Source organism: Streptomyces sp. A1136 (assembly GCF_004795055.1).
In the GTDB taxonomy this organism is placed as follows: Bacteria; Actinomycetota; Actinomycetes; order Streptomycetales; family Streptomycetaceae; genus Streptomyces.
The window spans coordinates 289,525-309,365 of the sequence record NZ_SSBJ01000001.1; the positions used below are offsets into that span (position 1 = coordinate 289,525).

General features: G+C 71.2%; 18 protein-coding genes and 1 tRNA gene. 14 read left to right on the forward strand and 5 right to left on the reverse strand.

Going from position 1 to position 19,841, the window contains the following annotated elements:
* Window positions 1-63: 63 nt before the first annotated feature.
* Both E6R62_RS01350 and E6R62_RS01355 read right to left on the reverse strand, forming a co-directional pair.
* Window positions 64-1,530, reverse strand: a complete 1,467-nt coding sequence (locus E6R62_RS01350; protein ID WP_136210464.1) for an aminopeptidase P family protein — start codon at window positions 1,528-1,530, stop codon at window positions 64-66.
* 91 nt (window positions 1,531-1,621) lie between these two features.
* On the reverse strand, window positions 1,622-3,154 hold the full coding sequence (locus E6R62_RS01355; RefSeq protein ID WP_240801421.1) for a PP2C family protein-serine/threonine phosphatase: 1,533 nt from the start codon (window positions 3,152-3,154) through the stop codon (window positions 1,622-1,624).
* Between the two features lie 544 nt (window positions 3,155-3,698).
* Between E6R62_RS01355 and E6R62_RS01360 the strand changes: the two genes are divergently transcribed.
* Both E6R62_RS01360 and E6R62_RS01365 read left to right on the forward strand, forming a co-directional pair.
* Window positions 3,699-4,415 carry a bifunctional DNA primase/polymerase gene (locus E6R62_RS01360; RefSeq protein ID WP_136210466.1) on the forward strand — a complete coding sequence of 239 codons (717 nt, stop codon included), beginning with the start codon at window positions 3,699-3,701 and terminating at the stop codon, window positions 4,413-4,415.
* A 213-nt stretch (window positions 4,416-4,628) separates the two neighbouring features.
* Window positions 4,629-5,186 carry a hypothetical protein gene (locus E6R62_RS01365; protein ID WP_168713931.1) on the forward strand — a complete coding sequence of 186 codons (558 nt, stop codon included), beginning with the start codon at window positions 4,629-4,631 and terminating at the stop codon, window positions 5,184-5,186.
* Between the two features lie 184 nt (window positions 5,187-5,370).
* On the opposite strand, the gene E6R62_RS01370 is transcribed toward E6R62_RS01365, so the two are convergent.
* From E6R62_RS01370 to E6R62_RS01380, 3 genes are all read right to left on the reverse strand, one after another.
* Window positions 5,371-6,345 carry a DUF5926 family protein gene (locus E6R62_RS01370; RefSeq protein WP_136210468.1) on the reverse strand — a complete coding sequence of 325 codons (975 nt, stop codon included), beginning with the start codon at window positions 6,343-6,345 and terminating at the stop codon, window positions 5,371-5,373.
* Between the two features lie 205 nt (window positions 6,346-6,550).
* Complete coding sequence (locus E6R62_RS01375; protein ID WP_136210470.1) at window positions 6,551-7,153, reverse strand: ATP-binding protein; 603 nt, start codon at window positions 7,151-7,153, stop codon at window positions 6,551-6,553.
* An 85-nt stretch (window positions 7,154-7,238) separates the two neighbouring features.
* The gene (locus E6R62_RS01380) at window positions 7,239-8,039 is read right to left on the reverse strand and encodes a glycerophosphodiester phosphodiesterase (RefSeq protein WP_136210472.1); all 801 of its coding nucleotides are present in this window, start codon (window positions 8,037-8,039) and stop codon (window positions 7,239-7,241) included.
* 233 nt (window positions 8,040-8,272) lie between these two features.
* Here E6R62_RS01380 and E6R62_RS01385 point away from each other — a divergent pair, with 233 nt between their 5' ends.
* From E6R62_RS01385 to E6R62_RS01440, 12 genes are all read left to right on the forward strand, one after another.
* Entirely contained in the window at window positions 8,273-9,820 is a 1,548-nt protein-coding gene (locus tag E6R62_RS01385) for a S1C family serine protease (protein WP_136210474.1), read from the forward strand.
* Window positions 9,821-9,934: 114 nt separating this feature from the next.
* On the forward strand, window positions 9,935-10,840 hold the full coding sequence (locus tag E6R62_RS01390; RefSeq protein WP_136210476.1) for a LysR family transcriptional regulator: 906 nt from the start codon (window positions 9,935-9,937) through the stop codon (window positions 10,838-10,840).
* Window positions 10,841-10,940: 100 nt separating this feature from the next.
* Entirely contained in the window at window positions 10,941-11,495 is a 555-nt protein-coding gene (locus tag E6R62_RS01395) for a cysteine dioxygenase family protein (protein ID WP_136210478.1), read from the forward strand.
* Complete coding sequence (locus E6R62_RS01400) at window positions 11,495-12,586, forward strand: YeiH family protein (protein WP_136210480.1); 1,092 nt, start codon at window positions 11,495-11,497, stop codon at window positions 12,584-12,586. Before E6R62_RS01395 ends, E6R62_RS01400 begins: the two co-directional genes overlap by 1 nt.
* A gap of 222 nt (window positions 12,587-12,808) precedes the next feature.
* Window positions 12,809-12,895, forward strand: a tRNA-Ser gene (locus E6R62_RS01405).
* A 257-nt stretch (window positions 12,896-13,152) separates the two neighbouring features.
* On the forward strand, window positions 13,153-13,572 hold the full coding sequence (locus E6R62_RS01410) for a DUF6344 domain-containing protein (protein WP_240801422.1): 420 nt from the start codon (window positions 13,153-13,155) through the stop codon (window positions 13,570-13,572).
* Window positions 13,573-14,205: 633 nt separating this feature from the next.
* Window positions 14,206-15,366, forward strand: coding sequence for an acyl-CoA dehydrogenase family protein (locus tag E6R62_RS01415; protein ID WP_136210484.1), 1,161 nt, complete (start codon window positions 14,206-14,208; stop codon window positions 15,364-15,366).
* Complete coding sequence (locus E6R62_RS01420) at window positions 15,363-16,298, forward strand: bifunctional MaoC family dehydratase N-terminal/OB-fold nucleic acid binding domain-containing protein (RefSeq protein ID WP_136210486.1); 936 nt, start codon at window positions 15,363-15,365, stop codon at window positions 16,296-16,298. The genes E6R62_RS01415 and E6R62_RS01420 overlap by 4 nt, the downstream gene beginning before the upstream one ends.
* Window positions 16,298-17,368, forward strand: a complete 1,071-nt coding sequence (locus E6R62_RS01425; RefSeq protein ID WP_136210488.1) for an acyl-CoA dehydrogenase family protein — start codon at window positions 16,298-16,300, stop codon at window positions 17,366-17,368. Before E6R62_RS01420 ends, E6R62_RS01425 begins: the two co-directional genes overlap by 1 nt.
* A complete protein-coding gene (locus E6R62_RS01430; RefSeq protein ID WP_136210490.1) occupies window positions 17,355-17,795 on the forward strand; it encodes a MaoC family dehydratase in 441 nt (146 codons plus the stop codon). The genes E6R62_RS01425 and E6R62_RS01430 overlap by 14 nt, the downstream gene beginning before the upstream one ends.
* Window positions 17,792-18,958, forward strand: coding sequence for a lipid-transfer protein (locus E6R62_RS01435; RefSeq protein ID WP_136210492.1), 1,167 nt, complete (start codon window positions 17,792-17,794; stop codon window positions 18,956-18,958). The genes E6R62_RS01430 and E6R62_RS01435 overlap by 4 nt, the downstream gene beginning before the upstream one ends.
* A gap of 136 nt (window positions 18,959-19,094) precedes the next feature.
* A complete protein-coding gene (locus E6R62_RS01440) occupies window positions 19,095-19,628 on the forward strand; it encodes a SigE family RNA polymerase sigma factor (protein ID WP_136210494.1) in 534 nt (177 codons plus the stop codon).
* Window positions 19,629-19,841: the final 213 nt, after the last annotated feature.

Here is a 19,841-nt window from a genome sequence, read left to right on the forward strand (position 1 = left end):
CCGAAGGGAACCCGCCCACTTACGCGCGCGCCGGCCGATCGGCCCTCGGGCCGGGCCGTCCGCTCAGCCCTTCAGTCGGGCCATCCAGGCCTCGACCTCGTCCGAGGCGCGGGGCAGCCCAGCCGACAGGTTCCGGTTGCCGTCCTCGGTGACGAGGATGTCGTCCTCGATCCGCACGCCGATGCCGCGGTACTCCTCCGGCACCGTCAGGTCGTCGGCCTGGAAGTACAGGCCGGGCTCCACGGTCAGGCACATGCCCGGTTCGAGCGTGCCGTCGACGTAAGCCTCGGTACGCGCGGCGGCGCAGTCGTGAACGTCCATGCCGAGCATGTGGCCGGTGCCGTGCAGGGTCCAGCGACGCTGGAGGCCCAGTTCCAGCACCCGCTCGACCGGGCCTTCCAGCAGGCCCCATTCGACGAGCTTCTCCGCCAGCACGCGCTGGGAGGCGTCGTGGAAGTCGCGGAACTTGGCGCCCGGCTTCACGGCGGCGATGCCGGCTTCCTGGGACTCGTAGACCGCGTCGTAGATCTTGCGCTGGATGGCGGTGTAGGTGCCGTTGATCGGCAGGGTGCGGGTGACGTCGGCGGTGTAGAGGGAGTGGGTCTCCACACCGGCGTCGAGCAGCAGCAGGTCGCCGGAGCGGACGTCGCCGTCGTTGCGGACCCAGTGCAGGGTGCAGGCGTGCGGGCCGGCGGCGCAGATGGAGCCGTAGCCGACGTCGTTGCCCTCGACCCGGGCACGCAGGAAGAAGGTGCCCTCGATGTAGCGCTCGGAAGTCGCCTCGGCCTTGTCGAGGACCTTTACGACGTCCTCGAAGCCGCGGACGGTGGAGTCGACGGCCTTCTGCAGCTCGCCGATCTCGAAGTCGTCCTTCACGGCACGGGCCTCGGAGAGGTAGACGCGCAGCTCTTCGTCGCGCTCGGCGGTGACCTTGTCGGTCAGCGCCTTCTCGATGACGGCGTCGTGGCCGCGCAGGAAGCGGACCGGGCCGGTGGCCTCGGCGAGGGCCTCGGGCAGCTCGCGGACGTCCTTCGCGGGGAGGCCCAGAAGCTGCTCGGCCTCGGCGAGGGAGTGGCGACGGCCGACCCACAGCTCGCCCTGACCGGACAGCCAGAACTCGCCGTTCTCGCGGTCGGAGCGGGGCAGCAGGTAGATGGTGGCGGTGTGGCCGTTCTCGCCCGTGGGTTCCAGCACCAGGACGCCGTTCTCGGCCTGGTCACCGGTGAGGTACGCGTACTCCGTCGACGCCCGGAAGGGGTACTCGGTGTCGTTCGAGCGGGTCTTCAGCCGGCCCGCGGGCACGACCAGACGGTCGCCGGGGAAGCGCGCGGACAGGGCGGCGCGGCGCTCGGCGGTGTGGGCTGCCTGGGCGATCGGCTCCAGTCCGCGCAGCTCGGTGTCGGCCCAACCGGTGCGCATGTTCTCCGCGAGTTCCTCGCTGACGCCCGGGTACAGCCCGTTCTTGCGCTGCTTGTGCTTCTTTTGGGGCTGCTCTTCTTCCGGGGTCTCCGGGGTGAGCTCGTCAGCCACGTCTTCTCCTCAGCTACGACAGAACGGACCGGGTGTGGACCTCATCCATCGTATGGGTGAGCGGAAGACCCGTGTCAGGTCATGTGACAAATCAGTCAAACCGGGCCGCGAGCAGCACGATGTCCTCGGCCGGGTCCCCGTCGCCCCACGCGCCCGCACCTCTCGTGCCGACGCCGCTCACGCCCGACCCCGTCACGTCGACGCCGTTCCCATCGACGCCGGGCACCTCTGCGCCGTGCGCCGCGGCACCGTCCGCCTGTGGGAAGAGGGTGCGCAGGATGTGGTCGCAGATGGCCGCCGGGTCGTCCCGGGCGCCGCGGGGAACCCCCGCGGCCGCCGCGTGCAGCCGTGCGTAGGCCCGGTCCATGGGGTCGCCGGTACGCCGCAGCAACCCGTCGGTGTACAGCAGCACCGTTTCTCCGGGAGCGGGTTCGATCTCGACGCTGGGCGCCTCCCAGCAGGCCAGCATCCCCAGGGGCGCCGACAGTGAGGTCTCCACGTACTCGGTGCGCCGCTCGCCGACGAGCAGCGGCGGGGCGTGACCCGCACCGGCCAGGACCATCTTTCGGGAGCCCGGCTCGCAGTAGGCGAACAGGGCGGTCGCCGAGCGCGCCGGCTCGGTCAGCCGCAGCAGCAGTTCGAGGTCGGACAGGACGGCCACGGGGTCCTCGCCCTCCATGACCGCGTACGCGCGCAGCGAGGCCCGCATGCGGCCCATCGCCGCGACCGCGCTCGGCCCCGAGCCGCTGACCGAGCCGACGGCCAGCCCCATGGCGCCCTCGGGCAGCGGCAACGCGTCGTACCAGTCGCCTCCGCCGCGCGGTCCGGTGTGGTGCCTGGCCGCGAGCTGCACCCCGGCGATCCTGGGCAGCCGGCTGGGCAGCAGTTCCTCGGCGACGGTGGCCAGCCGGGAGCGGGAGCGCTCGACCTCCATCATCCGCGCCAGGTGTTCGGCGGCGTGCCGGACATAGAGCCCGGCCAGGTCGCGTTGGCGTTCGCTCGGTTCGGCCTGCTCGTCGTAGAGCCAGACGGCCGCGCCCAGCCTGCCGGTGGCCTCGGCGGCCAGTGGGAGCGCGTAGCTGGCGGCGTACCCGAGCCGGGCGGCGACCTCGCGGTGCCGGGCGTCGACGGGTGCGGCGAAAGCGCTCGTCCCTGTCCCGGTGCCGGGTTCCGGGAGCACGTCGGAGCCGCCCCGCGCGTCCGGGAGTCCGTCGAGGATGCGGCCGTACGAGGTGGCGCTGCGGGGCACGGTCTCGATGTGGCCGAGGTCCGCGCGACCGAGCCCGAGGCCGATGGTGGTGCTGGGGCCGAGTCCGTCGGAGGGTTCCAGGACCACGAGGCCGCGGCGGGCTCCGACCAGCGCCGCTCCGGCGCGCACGAATTCGCGTAGGGAGGCGTCGAGATCGGCGGCCCGCGCGAGGCGTTCGGTCAGCTCGTGGAGGGTGGTCAGGTCGGAGACCATCCCCGCCAACCGGTCCTGGATGACGGTGCTCGCGGCGGGCGGCACGGTCGGGGCCGGGGCGGTCGTGCGGGTGGGAGCGGCCGCGGTGGGCGCCGCAGTGTGCGGTGACGCGGTAACTGCTGAATCGATTCCGGCCACTTTCGGCAGATGCGACGCGCTCATGGCGTCCGCCTTTCCACCTGGTGCGATTCGCCATATAGCATCGCAAACCCCCAGATCGTGCTGCGCGCCATCAATGGCTCCACATCTACACGCACACGAGGATCGATGTCCAGCATTGCCCAGGTGAGAATCCTGGTGTCCGCAGGACCACAACTCGCTGTCCGGTCAAGGGCAAAACTTGGCCGGAAAAAGCCGGAAGCAGACGGTTTTTGCGATCGACTGAGCGGGCGTCCCAGCGGGTCCGGGTACGTAAACGGTGGTGCCCGGGGTCAGTTGACACCTCCCGGCATCCGCCGGGAACCACCCGGCTCGTGCCGTCGTCCTTAGCGGCGGCAGCCGGTCTCGCAACCGGTGACAGCCGGTCTCGATACCGGTGGGGGTCGCGCTCGGCCCCGCCGTACGTTGGATGGACCCGTAAGAAAACTGCACGAACCGTGTGAACCTGCTTCCGGCGGACAGTGACGCGAAACGTGTACGTGTGGTGAAGCGCCGCTTACGTGGTGTGATGTGGCCCTCGGCGTTCAACGGAAAGGAACGAGCGCTCATGCGCGAGATCCTCGGAAGGCGTCTCCAGCGGCTCCGCGATCGCTTGAAATCCCGGTTCCCGATCCCTCCCGCCGCCACCGACCCGGACGGCGGCGCCGCTTCCCTGCTCGACGCGGCCCTGACGTGCGCGACCGTATGGCGGTGGCCCGTGCTGCCCGGCGTGGGCCGGGCCGGCGCCGACAGCGCCCGGTGCGCCTGCCCGGACCCCGACTGCGTGGTGCCCGGCGCGCACCCCTTCGATCCCGGGCTGCTCGCGGCGACCACGGACTCCCGGATGGTGGCCTGGTGGTGGTCCCGCAGACCGCTCGCCCCGGTCCTGATGGCCACCGGTGGCGAGGCGCCGTGCGCGGTCAGTCTTCCCGCGGGCGCGGCCGCGCGTGCCGTCGTACGACTGGACGCGCAGGGCATGCGACTGGGCCCGATCGTCGCGACGCCCACCCGCTGGTCGCTCCTGGTGGCGCCGTATTCGCTGGAGCGGCTCGGCGAACTCCTCTACGCCAAGGACCACGTGCCCTCCTCGCTGCGCTTCCACGGTGAGGGCGGTTACCTGCTCCTGCCGCCCTCCCCCGCCTCCGGCGACGGTCAGGCCCGCTGGGAGCGCGAGCCGTCCACCGGATCGCGGGGCATGTGGCTGCCCGAGGTCGAGGAACTCGTGCACGCGTTGGTGGAGGCGAGCAGCGGAGCGCCGGGCGGCGGGAGCCGGCTCGCGTACTGACGCGCGGCACGCCGCGGAGTCGGGCCGCCGGTACGAGCTGCCGTCCGGACCCGCCACAGCGCCCGCCACTCGTAGGGACGCTTGGGCGCGTGGGGTCGGAACGGGTGCCGCGCGCCCGCCGGATCACTCTTAAGGGTGTCGGCAGGACCGGTTTGCAGGGGAATTGGGCGCGGGGATCTCCGTGCCCCATTCCGGGATCGCTATCTTCGGCGAATGAATCTCCGCCTGATCGGTATCGGTGCCGGTGTGCTGATCATCTTGTCGCTTCCACTTGCAGGTGCGATCGCCGGGCCGGATTTCGCCGGTCAAGATGACGGAAAAGCGGGCGGGTTGCTCTCCTCGCTCGGCCTTTCCGGCTCGTCCGCGTCGGGAAAGGCCCGGGCCGCCGGCCGCCCCGCCCAGCCGGGCCCACCGGAGCAGCCGCGCACGGACTCGCGGTGCGGTCCCGAACTCACCTCGCCGCACGGCTTGGAGGCCCAGACCTGCGTCATGGTGAGCGAGGGCGACACCTGGGGCCGCAGCTACTACCGCAACACCAGCGGCCGTCCCCTGGAAGCCGTGCTGACCGTGATGGGGCCGGCGGGGCGCACGACGCAGATCCGCTGCCCCGTGGGCGCGGGGGACGAGCCGGGATTGTGCGAGACGCCGAAGGAGGCATCGGTGGGTACCGCGAACGGCTACTCGGCCGTAGCGGAGTTTGCAGTTCCGGATGATGAAGGTGCACTGCTCCTGCGGTCCGGGAGCAACGCACCGGCACCGAACGGTGGTTGATCACCACCGGAAATGGAAGGGCCCGGTCGCTGGCGACGGGGGATGCACCAGCGACCGGGCTACAAGAACCGTAACAAGAGATCGCCTGTTCGCAAATTCGATCTCTGATATTCAGACAGCGATTTGCAGGCGGGGAGCGGGAGTTGTGACCCCAGTCACCGGTCCCCTCGGGGGCGCGGTGGGGTCAGCTGAGCGTCACCTGACGGTTGGTGAGCCCGCCGCGTGCCCGGCGCTCCTCGGAGGTCAGCGGGGCATCCGTCGCCAAGGCCGCGGCCAGGCGCTCCGCGAACTCCGCGGCGGGCTTCTCCACGTCGTCGGCCGAGACCCCGGTGGGCAGGTCCCACACGGGGACCATCAGGCCGTGGGCGCGGAACGACCCGACGAGCTTGGTGCCTTCGCCGAGCGAGGAGGTACCGGCCGCGTGCAGCCGCGCCAGCGCGTCCAGCAGCTTTTCCTCGGGGTGCGGCATGACCCACCGCAGGTGGTTCTTCTCGGGGGTCTCGCACCAGTAGGCGGCGTCCACGCCGGTCAGCTTGACCGTCGGGATGGCCGCGGCGTTGGCGCGTTCCAGCGAGGCGGCGACCTCGGGGGAGGCGTTCTGAGCGCTCTCCGCATCCGGAATCCAGAATTCGAAGCCACTGTGCACAACCGGCTCGAAAACGCCGTCGGAGTCCAGGAGATCCTGAAGTCGCGGGCCCTCGGCCGGAACCCGACGCGCCGGAACCGGAGATCCCGGCTCCGCCGTCAGCGCGCGCGCCAACGTGTCCGCCATGTCCCGGGCGAGGTCGCCGGTGGTCGAGTCGTTCTGGAGGCCGAGCAGGACCGAACCGTCCTCGCGGCGCAGGGCCGGCCATGCCATCGGCAGTACGGTGACCAGCGTGACGGAGGGGACGCCCTCGGGCAGGCCGCCCTTGAGGGTCAGCGGCACGGTCGCCGCGGGAACGAGCTCGCGCAGCGCCACCCAGTCGCACTCGCCCGGCAGGCCCTCGAAGGGACGCCGCACGTGCTCGGTGACCGCGTGCGCGGCCGCGGCGCCGTGGCAGGCCTTGTAGCGGCGTCCGGAACCGCAGGGACAGGGCTCACGCGCGCCCACCACCGGGATTTCCCCGTTGTCGAGCTGCGGCTTCGCGGTCTTCGCGGCGGGGCGCTTCTTTGCCATCGTGGGTGTCTCCCGGTTGCGGCGGTACGGCGGGTTCTGGGCGCGAGCCTAGCCGTTGGTACCGCCGGAACCGGTGGATGCGGCCGGGAGCACGGTCGGCGTGCGCTCCCGGACGGCCGCCTTCCGCTTCCCCCGCGGCCCGGGCGTTTGTCCTCGGCCCGCGGACGGGGCCGTCCAACCCCCTGCCGGGGGCCGGGCTCCGCTCTCAGGTGTCGAGATCGTCGAAGGCCGTACCGAAGTCGATCGCCGGGGACGCGACGCGCGTAGCGAAGTCCTCGTGCCGGGTCCCACAGGCGACGATCACCCAGACGGTGACCTCACCCGCCGCTCCGTCCCGGACGCCCCAGTCCTGGGCCAGGGCGCTGATGATGTTCAGCCCCCGACCGCCCCGCGCGGTGACCGAAGGCGTGGCGGGAACCGGGCGGGTGGGCCCGCCGCCGTCCGTGACCTCGACCGTCAGTCGTCCCGCCTTGTCGACGCCCCATGCGGCGCGGATCTCCCCGTCCCCGACTTCCCGCTCGCCCAGTGGCCGGCCGTGTCGGCAAGCGTTGCTGAGCAGTTCGGAAAGGATCAGAACGGCGTCGTCCACGACCGTTTCGGACACCCCGCTGATACGCAGTTCCTTGCGCATCCGGCGCCTCGCCTCGCCCACGCCCGCAGGACCATGGCGCACGCCCATGCACGACGACGTGGGCACTTCCTGTGCCATCACCAACGCCACCCCCGGAACCTCCTTAGCCCCACGCCATGGTCTGGATGCCCCAATGGCCTGGACCGGAAACCGCCACGGACGGGACCGCTGACGCATTCACGACTGTCGAATGCGGTCCGGATGCGCCGGTGCACACCCTGTTACCAGGGAGGCGAGTGTGGCGGGTGTGCAAATAGGGACGTCAGCGCCCTAGCTGGGACAGAACCTGACGCGGTCTGTTCGTGATGATCGCTTCTACGCCCAAATCAGCGCAGAGCTGAACGTCCTCTGGTTCGTTTACGGTCCATACGTGAACGGGGTGGCCCGCTGCCTGAAGCCTGCGGATGTAACCGGGGTGGTTGCGCACGATCCGCAGGCCGGGGCCGGCGATGCTCACCCCGGCCGGAAGGCGCCCGTCCCGCAGTCGCGGGGAGATGAACTGCATCAAGTAGACGGTGGGGATCGTCGGAGCCGCCGCCCGTACCCGGTGGAGGGAGCGGGGGGAGAAGCTCATGACCCGGACGGGATGCGGGCCCTCGGCGGTCGGGGCGTCCAGTCCGAAGCGCTTGAGGAGGAAGAGGAGCCGTTCTTCCACCTGTCCGGCCCAGCGGGTGGGGTGTTTCGTCTCGATCGCCAACTGCACCGGCCGGCCGGCGTCGGAGACCAGCTCCAGCAGCCGCTCCAAGGTGAGGACCGAGGTGCGTTCGGGGTCGGCGTCCCAGTCGGGCGATTCCTCGCGGTCCTTCCACGACCCGAAGTCGAGGGCGGCGAGGTCGGCCAGTTCCAGGGCCGAGACGGCGCCGCGGCCGTTGGAGGTGCGGTTGACCCGGCGGTCGTGGACCAGCACCAGGTGGCCGTCGGCGGTGAGCCGGACATCACATTCGAGGCCGTCGGCGCCGTCTTCGATGGCTTTCCGATAGGCGGCCAGGGTGTGCTCGGGGGCATCCTCCGAGGCGCCCCGGTGGGCGACGACCTGAATGGGGTGCGGCGTTGCATGGGTCACCGGGTCATGGTGCCACCGAGGGGGCCACACGCGTCGGGGTGCGTCCTGCTGATGCGTGTGAAATGTCGGATATAAAGAATGGGGGGAGATGCACAGGTCCGGCTTACAGTGCTCTGACGGGTCATGGGAAAGGCTCTGTATCGGAACTTGTGCGGCACGTCGAACGTTCAGTCGGACCGGTAGACCAGATACCCAGCACCAGTAGCCGTGTGTGTGAACGAGGAGAGAGCGCTGTGAGCACCGAGAACGAGGGCACCGCGGCCCCGACGCCCCCCGCGGCCCCGTCCGCACCCCCTGTGCCCGTGGCCGCTTCCACCACCCCCGAGCCCTCGTCCGCCGGCCGGCCGGGTGCCGCACCGGTCGACGCGAGCGCGCACGAGGCACACCCTCCGGCGCCTGGGGCCGGTACCGAGCCGACCCGACAGATCCCGGCAGCAGCTCCGCCCGCCCCTCCCGCGTACGGGCAGACGTCCCCCGGGGCGCAGGACCCGTACGGGCAGACTCCTCAGGGGCAGGCCCCGTACGGCCAGGCCCCGGCGGCGCACGGCGCGGAAGGTTGGCCCCCGCCGCCGCCCACCGTCCCGGCGTACGGCGGTGACGGCGGACACGGCGGTGACACCTGGGGAGCCCCGCTGACCGCGCACGGCGCTCCCGCCCCGAAGCCCAAGGGCCGGGGCGGCCTGATCGCGGCCGTACTCGTCGCGGCCCTCCTCGCCGGCGGCGTCGGAGGTGGGGTCGGCTACTGGGCGGCGGAACGCGGCAACGACGGCGCCGGATCGACCACGATCACCGCCACCACCCCCAAGGACCTCAAGCGCGAGCCGGGCTCGGTCGCGGGCCTGGCGGCGGGTTCGCTGCCGAGCGTGGTCACCATCGAGGCCTCGGCCGGGGACGGAGAAGGCGGCACGGGTACCGGATTCGTCTATGACGAAGAGGGCCACATCCTCACCAACAACCACGTCGTCGCCTCCGCCGCCAACGGCGGCAAGCTGACCGCGACCTTCTCCAACGGCAAGAAGTACGACGCCGAGGTGGTCGGCCGGGCGCAGGGCTACGACGTGGCCGTGATCAAGCTCAAGAACGCGCCGACCGGATTGAAGCCGCTTCCGCTCGGTGACTCCGACAAGGTCGCCGTCGGCGATTCGACGATCGCCATCGGCGCGCCCTTCGGTCTGTCCAACACGGTCACCACCGGCATCATCAGCGCCAAGAACCGCCCGGTCGCCTCCGGGGACGCCTCCGGGGGCAAGAACTCGTACATGAGCGCGCTGCAGACCGACGCCTCGATCAACCCGGGCAACTCCGGCGGCCCGCTCCTCGACGGGCGCGGTGCGGTCATCGGCATCAACTCGGCGATCCAGTCCGCCGGGAACGGTGGTTTCGGTGGCGGCCAGGCGGGCTCGATCGGCCTCGGTTTCGCCATCCCGATCAACCAGGCCAAGAACGTCGCCCAGTCGCTGATCAAGACTGGCAAGCCGGTCTACCCGATCATCTCGGTGTCGGTGGACCTCCAGGCCAAGGTCGAAGGGGCCAAGATCTCCGAGCAGGGCGCCTCCGCCAACGAGCTGGTCGACCCCAACGGTCCGGCCGGCAAGGCGGGCCTCAAGCCCGGCGACATCATCACCCAGTTCGGCGGCAAGCCGATCGACAGCGGCCCGACGCTGATCAGTGAGATCTGGACGTACAAGCCGGGCGACACGGTGAAGCTCACGTACCTGCGCGACGGCAAGCCGAACACGGTGGACATCACGCTCGGCTCTCGGGTGGGCGACAAGCCCTGACCCTGACGTGGCAGGGGCGTTCGCTCAACGCGCGCCGGCCAATGGCTTGATGGAGAGGGGCCGTGGGCGGGATTCCGCCTACGGCCCCTCCCAACGTCCGCTTATGCTTCCTTCGTGTTCGATTCTCGGCACATACGGACATTCCACGAAGTGGTCGCCTCCGGGTCATACTCGGCGGCCGCGCGCGTCCTGGGGTACACCCAGCCCGCGATCACCCAGCAGATGAAGGCGTTGGAGCGCGCCGTCGGCACCCCGCTCTTCACCAGGGTCGGCCGGAGGATGCAGCTCACCGAGGCCGGCGAGTCCATGGCCCGGCACGCCGAATCCATCCTCGGCAGCCTCTCCGCGGCCGAGGCCCAGCTGAAGGCGTACGCGCGGCTGCGCACCGGGCGGGTGCGACTCTGCGGATTCCCCAGCGCCAATGTCACCCTCGTGCCCGAGGCGCTCAGCGGGCTGGGGAAGGAGCACCCGGGTATCCAGGTCGAGTTGCTGGAGGGGGAACCCCCGGAGTCCTTGCGGCGGCTTCAGCGCGGGGAATGCGATATCACGCTCGCCTTCACCTACCCCGGGCTGCACGAGGAGGTTCCGGAGGAGGTCGCCGAGGTCAAGCTGCTGGAGGACCAGCTGACGGTGCTGCTGCCGACCGGGCACCCCTTGGCCCGACGCCGGGCCGTCCACCTCGCCGATCTGGCCGGGGAACGCTGGATCGCCGGCTGCCCGCGATGCCGGGCCAACCTGCTCCACGAGTGCGCGGAGCTCGGCTTCGTCCCCGACATCCGGTTCGCGACCGACGACAATCTCGTGGTGCAGAGCCTCGTCGCCCAGGGCTTGGGCGTGGCCATGATGCCCGCCCTCGTGCTCCCCTCACTCTCCCTGAACAAGGTCTGCGGTCGCCCGCTCCAGCCGGCCGCCCGCCGCCACATCGCCGCGTACGTGTATCGCGATCACCTGAGGATTCCCGCGACGGCGGTGGTCCTGGAGCAACTGAAACGGGTCGCGGAGAACCGCGTCGGCTGCTGACGCCGGGTCCTGCGTCCACGCCGATTCATAAACGCGGCTTGGGATTTCGGGTCGGAACTGTCGTTGGACGTGATGGGTGGGCTGCCCGGACGCTCCCTGTATGACCACCACCACACCGGCCCGCACGACCACGAGCATGGCCACCCTCGTCAGTGAGATCCGCGCCGTCGTGGAGCGTGGGTTCGTACCCGACCTGACCGCCCACCTCGTCGGTGAACGGCTCGCCCCGTACCTGCGCCGCGATGATCTCCTCACGCCCGAACAGCGGGAGGGGCACGCGGACCGCTACCGGCAGCACGTATTGCACGCCGAGCCGGACGGCAGCTTCTCGGTGGTCGCGCTGGTGTGGTTACCGGGGCAGGAGACCGCGATCCACGATCACGTCGCCTGGTGCGTGGCCGGCGTCTACGAAGGGGCCGAGAGCGAACTTCGCTACCGGCTGGCGCCGGCCACGGCGACGTCGGGCGCCCGTCTGGTGCCGACGGAGGAGGTCGTGAACGGGCCGGGTGACGTCTGCGGGTTCGCCCCGCCCGGCGATATCCACAAGGTCCGCAACTCCTGTCGCACGACCGCCATCTCCATCCACGTCTACGGCGCCGACGTCGCACGCCTGGGCAGTAGCGTGCGCCGTGTCTACACGATCCCGGCCGGCTGATGGCCCTGCTGAACCGGCCCACCCACCGTCCCCTGTGGGACCGGCTGCGTCATGTTTCACGTGAAACAGGTCCGGCCGCCCGTGTTTCACGTGAAACCTCCCCCTCTTCTTGGCCCGGGCTGGCGTTCGCGGCCCTCGGCGCCTTCCTGGCGTGGTGTGTGCATCTGGTGGTGCCGGCGGTGCCGATGCTCACCGCGTCGGTGGTGCTGGGCATCTTCGTCGCACACCTACCGGCCACTCGGAGCGTCGTACGAGGACCCGCGCGCCCGGGGCTCTCACTGGCGGGGCGGAGGCTGATGCGCATCGGCATCGTCCTGCTCGGCCTGGGTTTGGGCCTCGACCAGGTGCTCCGGTTGGGCTGGTCGACGGTGGTGATGGTGAGCGGGGTCGTCGCGGCCACCTTCTTCGGCACCCTGTGGCTGGGCCGGCGCCTGGGGCTGCCGGGAGACCAGCCGTTGTTGATCGCCACCGGGTATTCGATCTGCGGGGCCTCGGCCATCGGCGCGGTGAGCGAGGTGTCCGGCAGCGACGAGGAGGACATGGCCTCTTCGGTAGCCCTGGTCACTCTGTGTGGAACGTTGGCCATTGCCGTGCTCCCGCTCCTCCAGGGTCCCTTGGGCCTGTCCGACCTGGAATTCGGCCGGTGGGTGGGCGCGAGCGTCCATGACGTCGGGCAGGTGGTGGCGACCGCGCAGACCGCGGGTCCCGGCGCCCTGGGTGAGGCGGTCCTGGTCAAGCTCATGCGGGTGGCGCTGCTGGCCCCGCTCGTGGCGGCGGTGGCGTTCTCGCTACGGGCCCGGCGGCGCGGGGTGCGTACGGCCTCGGGGCGACGCCCCGCCCCGGTGCCCCTCTTCGTGGCCGGCTTCCTGCTGTCGGCCGCGCTGCGCGCCACCGGCGTACTGCCCGAGGTGGCGCTGGACTGGGCGCATACCGCCCAGGAGGCCCTGCTGGCCGCGGCCCTGTTCGGGCTGGGCACCGCGGTCCACCTGCCCACCCTGGCCCGGACCGGAGGTCGGGCGGCGGTACTGGGTCTCGGCGCCTGGGTGGTGGTCGCCGGAGTGTCCTACGGGGGCGTCCTGCTCACCAGTTGAGCCCGGAGCAGCAGGAGTCGCCCGTTTCGCGGCCGGAACGACCGAAGGTTGTGACCGTGCCCCGACATCTCATCACCGCCATGGCACCCGGCGCCCGATCCACACCGGCACGACGACCTTGGGCCCGTACTTCGGCGACGAGACCGAGGCGGCCCACGACCAGCCCCAACCGCCTGACCCAGCGCCCACACACCCCCTTCGCCCGGTACTCTGTACCGGCCAGGTGGGTTGCCCGAGCGGCCTAAGGGAACGGTCTTGAAAACCGTCGTGGCAGCGATGTCACCGTGGGTTCAAATCCCACACCCACCGCCGGTGAACGGACGGCCCCCGACCAGGAACACGGTCGGGGGCCGTTCTGTCGTTGCGGCGCCGGAAGCCGCGGTCCGCACCTCTGCCCGGTGTCGACGGCTCCGGGCCGCCTGGGAAGTCACCGAGGGGCATTGGCCCCTTTGGGTGGTGTTTGTCGGAAGATCGGCGTGCGCGGTGGGGTTCGTGCGGTTGCGGAACCATGATGGCGAATGTATTCAGATCCGCCCGTCGGAACATCGCGAAATGAGGGACCCGTCATGGCTCTCCGCAGCACCGTCTCGTCGTTCTGGACCACTCTCCTCGCCGCGGTCGTGGCCCTCCTCGCCGCGCTCGGTTTCGGCGTGAAGGCCACTGAGGCCCCCCGTACGGGCGAGACCGCCCCGGCGGTTCCCGCCGGTCGGCGCCGGCCGGCGGTGGTGGCGCGGCGGACGTGGCGGGCGATGATGCGGGGAGGATCGCTCCCGCCCACGATCAAGCAGCGGATCCGGGCCGAGGCGCACGGCAAGAGCCCCTCTGTCCGTCGTTCGACCACCGCCCTTGCCGCGGGTGGGCTCGCGGGAGCCGCCGCGCAACCGACCGCCTCTCCCGAGACCGGTGGCCCCGGCCGGCAGGCCACGGCCCTCGCCGCCGCCGGCCGAGCCCGGGACGTGGCGCGGCAGTGGGGGCTCGCCGCGTAGGGGCACGTCAGGCGTGGCGGAGCGAAGCGGAACAGCGGGCGCCGGATCCCGGCCGGGTACGGCCGTGGAGCGCGCCCAAGGCGCCCCGTCGACAGGGCGCGTTGGAGAGAGCCCCGGCGGCGCCGGGGGCGCACGGGGGGCGCAAAGCAAGGCATCGCAGGGTCGCAGGCCCGGGAGACAGTGGGATTCCCCGGACGGCGCGGCCCTTTTTGGCATGTCCGGAGTAGTGGTATTGGCGAAACGACCTCTCCCACCCTGTGGCGAGAGTGTCAGTGGATTCAGGGGTGCTGTTGTTCTGGGGCTGAGGGGGTGTGGATCAATCGCCCTCGTCGGCGACGTGGCCTCGGCGGACAACGGCGCCTTCGTGAACGCCGCGTCGAGTGCGAGCGTCGCCGGCATCGTCGGCAGCGCCGTGGCCGGCAACAACCCGTGCCGGTGACGCCGTCTGAAGGGGGCTGGCTGATCGGGGCGCCCGTGTGATGCCCCTCCACTCGATGCCCTTTCCCGCCGCCCGCCGCCCGCCGCCCCCGCGCGCCTCCCGGCCCGCTCTTCGTGCTCTCGGCACCTTGACATCGACCGCGAATCTGACGGACAGTCAGTTCACTCGTCGATGTGAAGCCGGGAGGCCCGCGCGTGCACCTCGCCCCGACCGGAGACCAGTTGCGGCTCCGCTCCGAACTGCGGGAGTACTTCCGCGAACTCCTCCCCGACGGGCCGCCCCAGGACCCGGCCGCCCAACGCGCAGTACTGCGCCGCATCGGCGGCGACGGACTGCTCGGACTGGGCTGGCCCGTCGAGTACGGCGGCCAAGGGCGCGGCGCCGAGGAGCAGTTCGTGTTCTTCGACGAGGCGTACCGGGCCGGGGCCCCCGTCTCCATGGTCACTCTCAACACGGTCGGGCCGACCCTGATGAAGTACGGGACCCGGGCGCAGAAGGACCACTTCCTCCCGCGCATCCTCAAGGGCGAGCTCGTCTTCGCCATCGGCTACTCGGAGCCCGAGGCCGGGACCGACCTCGCCTCGCTGCGCACCCGCGCCGTGCGCGAGGGTGGCCCAGAGGGACACTGGCTGATCGACGGGCAGAAGATCTTCACCTCCAACGCCCAGAACGCCGACTGGATCTGGCTCGCCTGCCGAACCGATCCCCGCGCCCCCAAACACAAGGGCATCTCGATCATCCTGGTGCCCACCGACGCCCCCGGCTTCGGCTGGACCCCGATCGAAACGGTCGGCGGACTCACCACCACGGCCACGTACTACGACTCCGTCCGCGTGCCCGCCGGTCACCTCGTCGGCCCCGAACACGGCGGCTGGGGGCTGATCACCAACCAGCTCAACCACGAACGCGTGGCCCTGGCCGCCATAGGCATGCAGGCCGAGGATTTCTACGAACGCGCGCTCGGCCATGCCCGTACCCCCGACCCGGTCACCGGCGAGCGCCCGGCGGACCGGCCCTGGGTACGTTCCCGCCTCGCCGAGGCCCACGCACGACTGGCCGCCGTACGCCTCCTGAACTGGCGCCTCGTCCAGGATGTCGGCGACGGCACCCTCGGCCCGGGCGACGCCGGCGGCGTCAAGTTCCTGGGTACCGAGTCCACCGTCGAGGTGTACCGGATGTGCCAGGAAGCGGTGGGCGAGGAGGCTCTCTTACGCGGGCCCGCGGGCTTCGCGGGAGGCGAGCTGGAGCGCATGAACCGCGCCGCCCAGATCAACACCTTCGGCGGCGGGGTCAGCGAGGTCCAGCGGGAGATCGTCGCCATGATGCGGCTCGGCATGAAGGGGCGGAAGCGATGACCGCCGAGCCGGCCGGGGACCTGGACGAGGCGGCCCCCTTCCACGCCCTGCTGAAGGACTTCGAAGGGCGCCCCGCCGCCACCGCGGGGCGCGGCAAGGACGTGGTGAACGCACCGATGATCCGCCACTGGTGCGAGGCGATGGGCGACACCAACCCCGCCTACACCGGCCCGGCCGCCATCGCCCCGCCCACCATGCTCCAAGCCTGGACGATGGGCGGGCTCTCCGGACACAGCGACCGCTCCTCCGCCTACGACGAGCTCTTCGCGCTCCTGGACGGCGCCGGGTACACCTCGGTGGTCGCCACCGACTGCGAACAGGAGTACCTCCGCCCGCTGCGCCCGGGAGACGCCGTCACCTTCGACGCCGTGATCGAGTCGGTCTCGCCGCGCAAGACGACCAAGCTCGGCACCGGCCACTTCGTGACGACCCGGATGGACGTACGCGCGAACGGGGAACTCGCCGGCACCCACCGCTTCCGCATCCTCAAGTTCGCGCCGGCCCGGCGGCCCGCGCAGCGCGGACAGCCCGGTGCGCGCCGCCCGCGGCCGGTGATCAACCGCGACAACCAGGGCTTCTGGGACGGGGTGCGCGCGCACAAGCTGCTGATCCAGCGCTGTACGGCCTGCGGCACCCTCCGATTCCCCTGGCTCCCCGGCTGCCACGCCTGCGCGAGCCCCGACTGGGACACCGTCGAGGCAAGCGGGGCCGGCACCGTCTTCAGCTATGTCGTCATGCACCATCCGCCCTTCCCGGCGTTCGACCCTCCCTACGCGGTCGCGCTCGTGGAACTCGCCGAGGGGGTGCGGATCATCGGCAACATCACCGGTGTGCCGTACGACAAGGTTCGTGTAGGCCTGCCCGTCCGACTGGAGTTCCTGCGCGTGGACGAGGATCTGGAACTGCCCGTCTTCCGAGGGGGCGAGGGCTGATGGACTTCCGGCCGACCGAGGAACAGACCGCCGCGACCGGCCTCGCCGCCCGCGTCTTCCGCGACCTCTCCACTCACGAGCGCCTGACTGCCGCCGGAACCGGAAGCGACGCCGAACTGTGGAAGGCCCTGACGAGTGCCGGGCTGGCGGCCGCCGTCGAGGACATCGGCCTGCTGGGGCTGGTGCTCCTGTTGGAGGAGCAGGGCCGCACGACGGCCCAGGTTCCGTACGCCGCCACCTGTGCCTACGGAATCCTCCCCCTGATCCGGCACGGCGGCCCCGACCAGCGCGCCCGGCTGCTGCCCGCCCTCGGGACGGGTGAGGCGGTGGCCACGGGCGCCTTCCCCGGGCGCGGCAGGATCAGCGCCACACCGGACGGCCGGCTCACCGGCACCGCCCCGGTCGTCCCGTGGCTGCGCGACGCCACCCATGTCCTGGTGCCCGACGCGGGGCGGTCCGTGTGGCTCGTACGGACCGACCTGCCCGGCGTGGAAACCTCCGCGGTGGAGACCACCGCGCCGTGGGGCGCGGGCCGGCTGACCCTGACCGGCGCACAGGCCGAACGGCTCGGGCAGGGGCCGGGGGTCTACGAGGACGTCCTCGCCGTCGCCCGTACCGCCTTCGCCGGGCTTCAGGCGGGCGTCTGCGCGGGCTCGCTGGCCCGGGCCGTGGAGTACACCTCCACTCGCGAGCAGTTCGGCCGGCCCCTCTCCACCAACCAGGGGGTCATGCTGCGGGCCGCCGACGCCCACATGGACACGGAGGCGATCCGGGTCACCACCTACGAGGCGGCCTGGCGCCTCGACGAGGGCCTGTCCGCACACGAACACGCGCTGACGGCGGCCTGGTGGGCCTCGGAAGCCGGCAAGCGGGTCGTCCACACCGGTCAACACCTGCACGGCGGCACGGGCGCCGACCTGGACCACCCCGTCCACCGCCACTTCCTGTGGGGGCGCCAGTTGGACGCCTACCTGGGCTGTGGCAGCGAGCTGCTGGCCGAGCTGGGCACGCTCCTGGCCGACGGGCCGCCGCAGGCCTCCACAGAGGGGACGACAGATGAGGGTCGGTGACGCACTGCCGGCGCTGGAGATCCCGGTCACCCGCACGCTCATCGTCGCCGGCGCCATCGCCTCCCGGGACTACCAGGACGTGCACCATGACGCCGAACTCGCGCGCGAAAAGGGCTCCCCGGACATCTTCATGAACATCCTGACCACCAACGGCCTGGTCGGTCGGTACATCACCGATCATTTCGGGCCGGCCGCCATCCTCCGCAAGGTGGCCATCCGCCTCGGCGCCCCCAACTACCCGGGAGACACCATGACCCTGACCGGTACTGTCACCGCCTTGGACGGGGACACCGCCGAGATCCGGGTGGTCGGGGCCAACGGCATCGGGAACCACGTCACCGGCACCGTCACGGTGTCCCTGGGAGCTGTGTCCCTGCGAGCTCGTCCTGCCCAGGGCGCCCCGGAGCGCCGGGGGGCCGGAGAGTGAGCGTCCGCACCCGGGACGAATTGGGCGGCCGGGCCGCCATCGTGGGCATCGGCGCGACCGAGTTCTCCAAGGACTCCGGCCGCAGCGAGCTCAAACTCGCGGTCGAAGCCGTGCAGGCCGCCCTTGACGACGCCGGACTGGTCCCCGCCGATGTCGACGGCATGGTCACCTTCACGATGGACACCAACCCCGAGATCACCGTCGCGCAGGCGGCCGGAATCGGGGAGCTGTCCTTCTTCTCCCGGGTCCATTACGGCGGTGGCGCGGCCTGCGCCACGATCCAACAGGCCGCGCTCGCCGTCGCCACCGGGGTCGCCGAGGTCGTGGTCTGCTACCGCGCGTTCAACGAGCGCTCCGGGCGCCGCTTCGGGTCGGGGGTCCAGCAGCGCGAACCCTCGGCGGAAGGCGCGGCCCTCGGCTGGTCGCTGCCCTGGGGACTGCTCACCCCGGCGTCATGGGTGGCCATGGCTGCCCAGCGCTACCTGCACGCGTACCACCTGACGCCCGAGGCCTTCGGCCACGTCGCGGTCACCGGCCGCCGGCACGCCGCGAACAACCCGGCCGCCTACTTCCACGGCAAGCCCATTACCCTCGCCGACCACACCGCGTCGCGCTGGATCGTCGAGCCCTTGCGGCTCCTGGACTGCTGCCAGGAGACGGACGGCGGCCAGGCCCTGATCGTGACCAGTGCCGACCGGGCCCGCTCCCTGCGGCAGACGCCCGCCGTGATCACGGCGGCGGCGCAGGGCGCAGGGAGCCGCCAGGAGGCCATGACCTCCTTCTACCGGGACGACCTGACCGGGCTGCCGGAAATGGACGTCGTCGCGCGCCAACTGTGGCGGACCAGCGGACTGCGGCCCTCGGACATCGACGTCGGCATCCTCTACGACCACTTCACCCCCTTCGTTCTCATGCAGCTGGAAGAGTTCGGGTTCTGCGGACCCGGGGAGGCCGCCGACTTCGTCGCCGCCGACGCGCTCCCCCTCAATACCCACGGTGGCCAGCTCGGAGAGGCGTACCTGCATGGCATGAACGGCATCGCCGAGGCCGTCCGACAGCTGCGCGGCACCTCCGTCAACCAGATCTCCGGCGCTGCTCACAGCCTGGTGACGGCCGGTACGGGGGTGCCGACCTCCGGCCTGATCCTCAGTGTCGACGGGTGAGCCGGAAGCCGGCCCGGCCTATCGCCTCCTCCACCTTCAGGAGGTGCGCCCGAGGCCGGCTCTACAACCTGAGACGGACCCCGCTTCGGCACCTGCGACCGATCCCAGGGCGGCCTCGCGCTTCTAGCGTTGGGGCATGACCACGCCTGTCTGCACGCTCGCCTCGAACCCGACGCCGTACCCGTCGTTCTCGGCGTACGTCAGGACCCGCGGCACGTCCCTGATGCGCACCGCGCGCTCCCTCACCGCCAATACCTGCGACGCTGAGGACCTGCTGCAGACGGCCCTCGCCAAGACCTACACCGCGTGGGACCGCATCGAGGACCACCGGGCCCTGGACGGCTACGTCCGGCGCGCCCTGGTCAACACCCGCACCTCCCAGTGGCGCAAGCGCAAGGTCGACGAATTCTGTTGCGAGGAGCTCCCGGAGGCCGAGCCGGAGCCGTCGACGGATGCCGCGGAGGCACAGGCGCTGCGGGACGCGATGTGGCGCGCGGTGACCAGGTTGCCCGACCGTCAGCGCGCGATGGTGGTCCTGCGCTACTACGAGGACCTCAGCGAGGCACAGACCGCCGAGCTGCTCGGAGTCTCCGTCGGAACGGTCAAGAGCGCCGTATCCCGGGCGCTGGGAAAGCTCCGCGAGGACCCGGAGCTCGCCCCGGTCCGCTGACGCGACGCCTCGAACCGGCCAGATGTTTCACGTGAAACCGCGTGGCGCCCCGGCGCTGCGGCCCGTGCGGCCGGACATGGGGCCGGATGTTTCACGTGAAACGGCCAGGGCGTCCGACGCGGTTTCTACCCCCGGGTAGTGACATACCGCGTGGTACGTGCGCAGAATCGGCAGCATCCGTAGCCGCCGTAGCGCCGCAGCGCCCACCGGGAG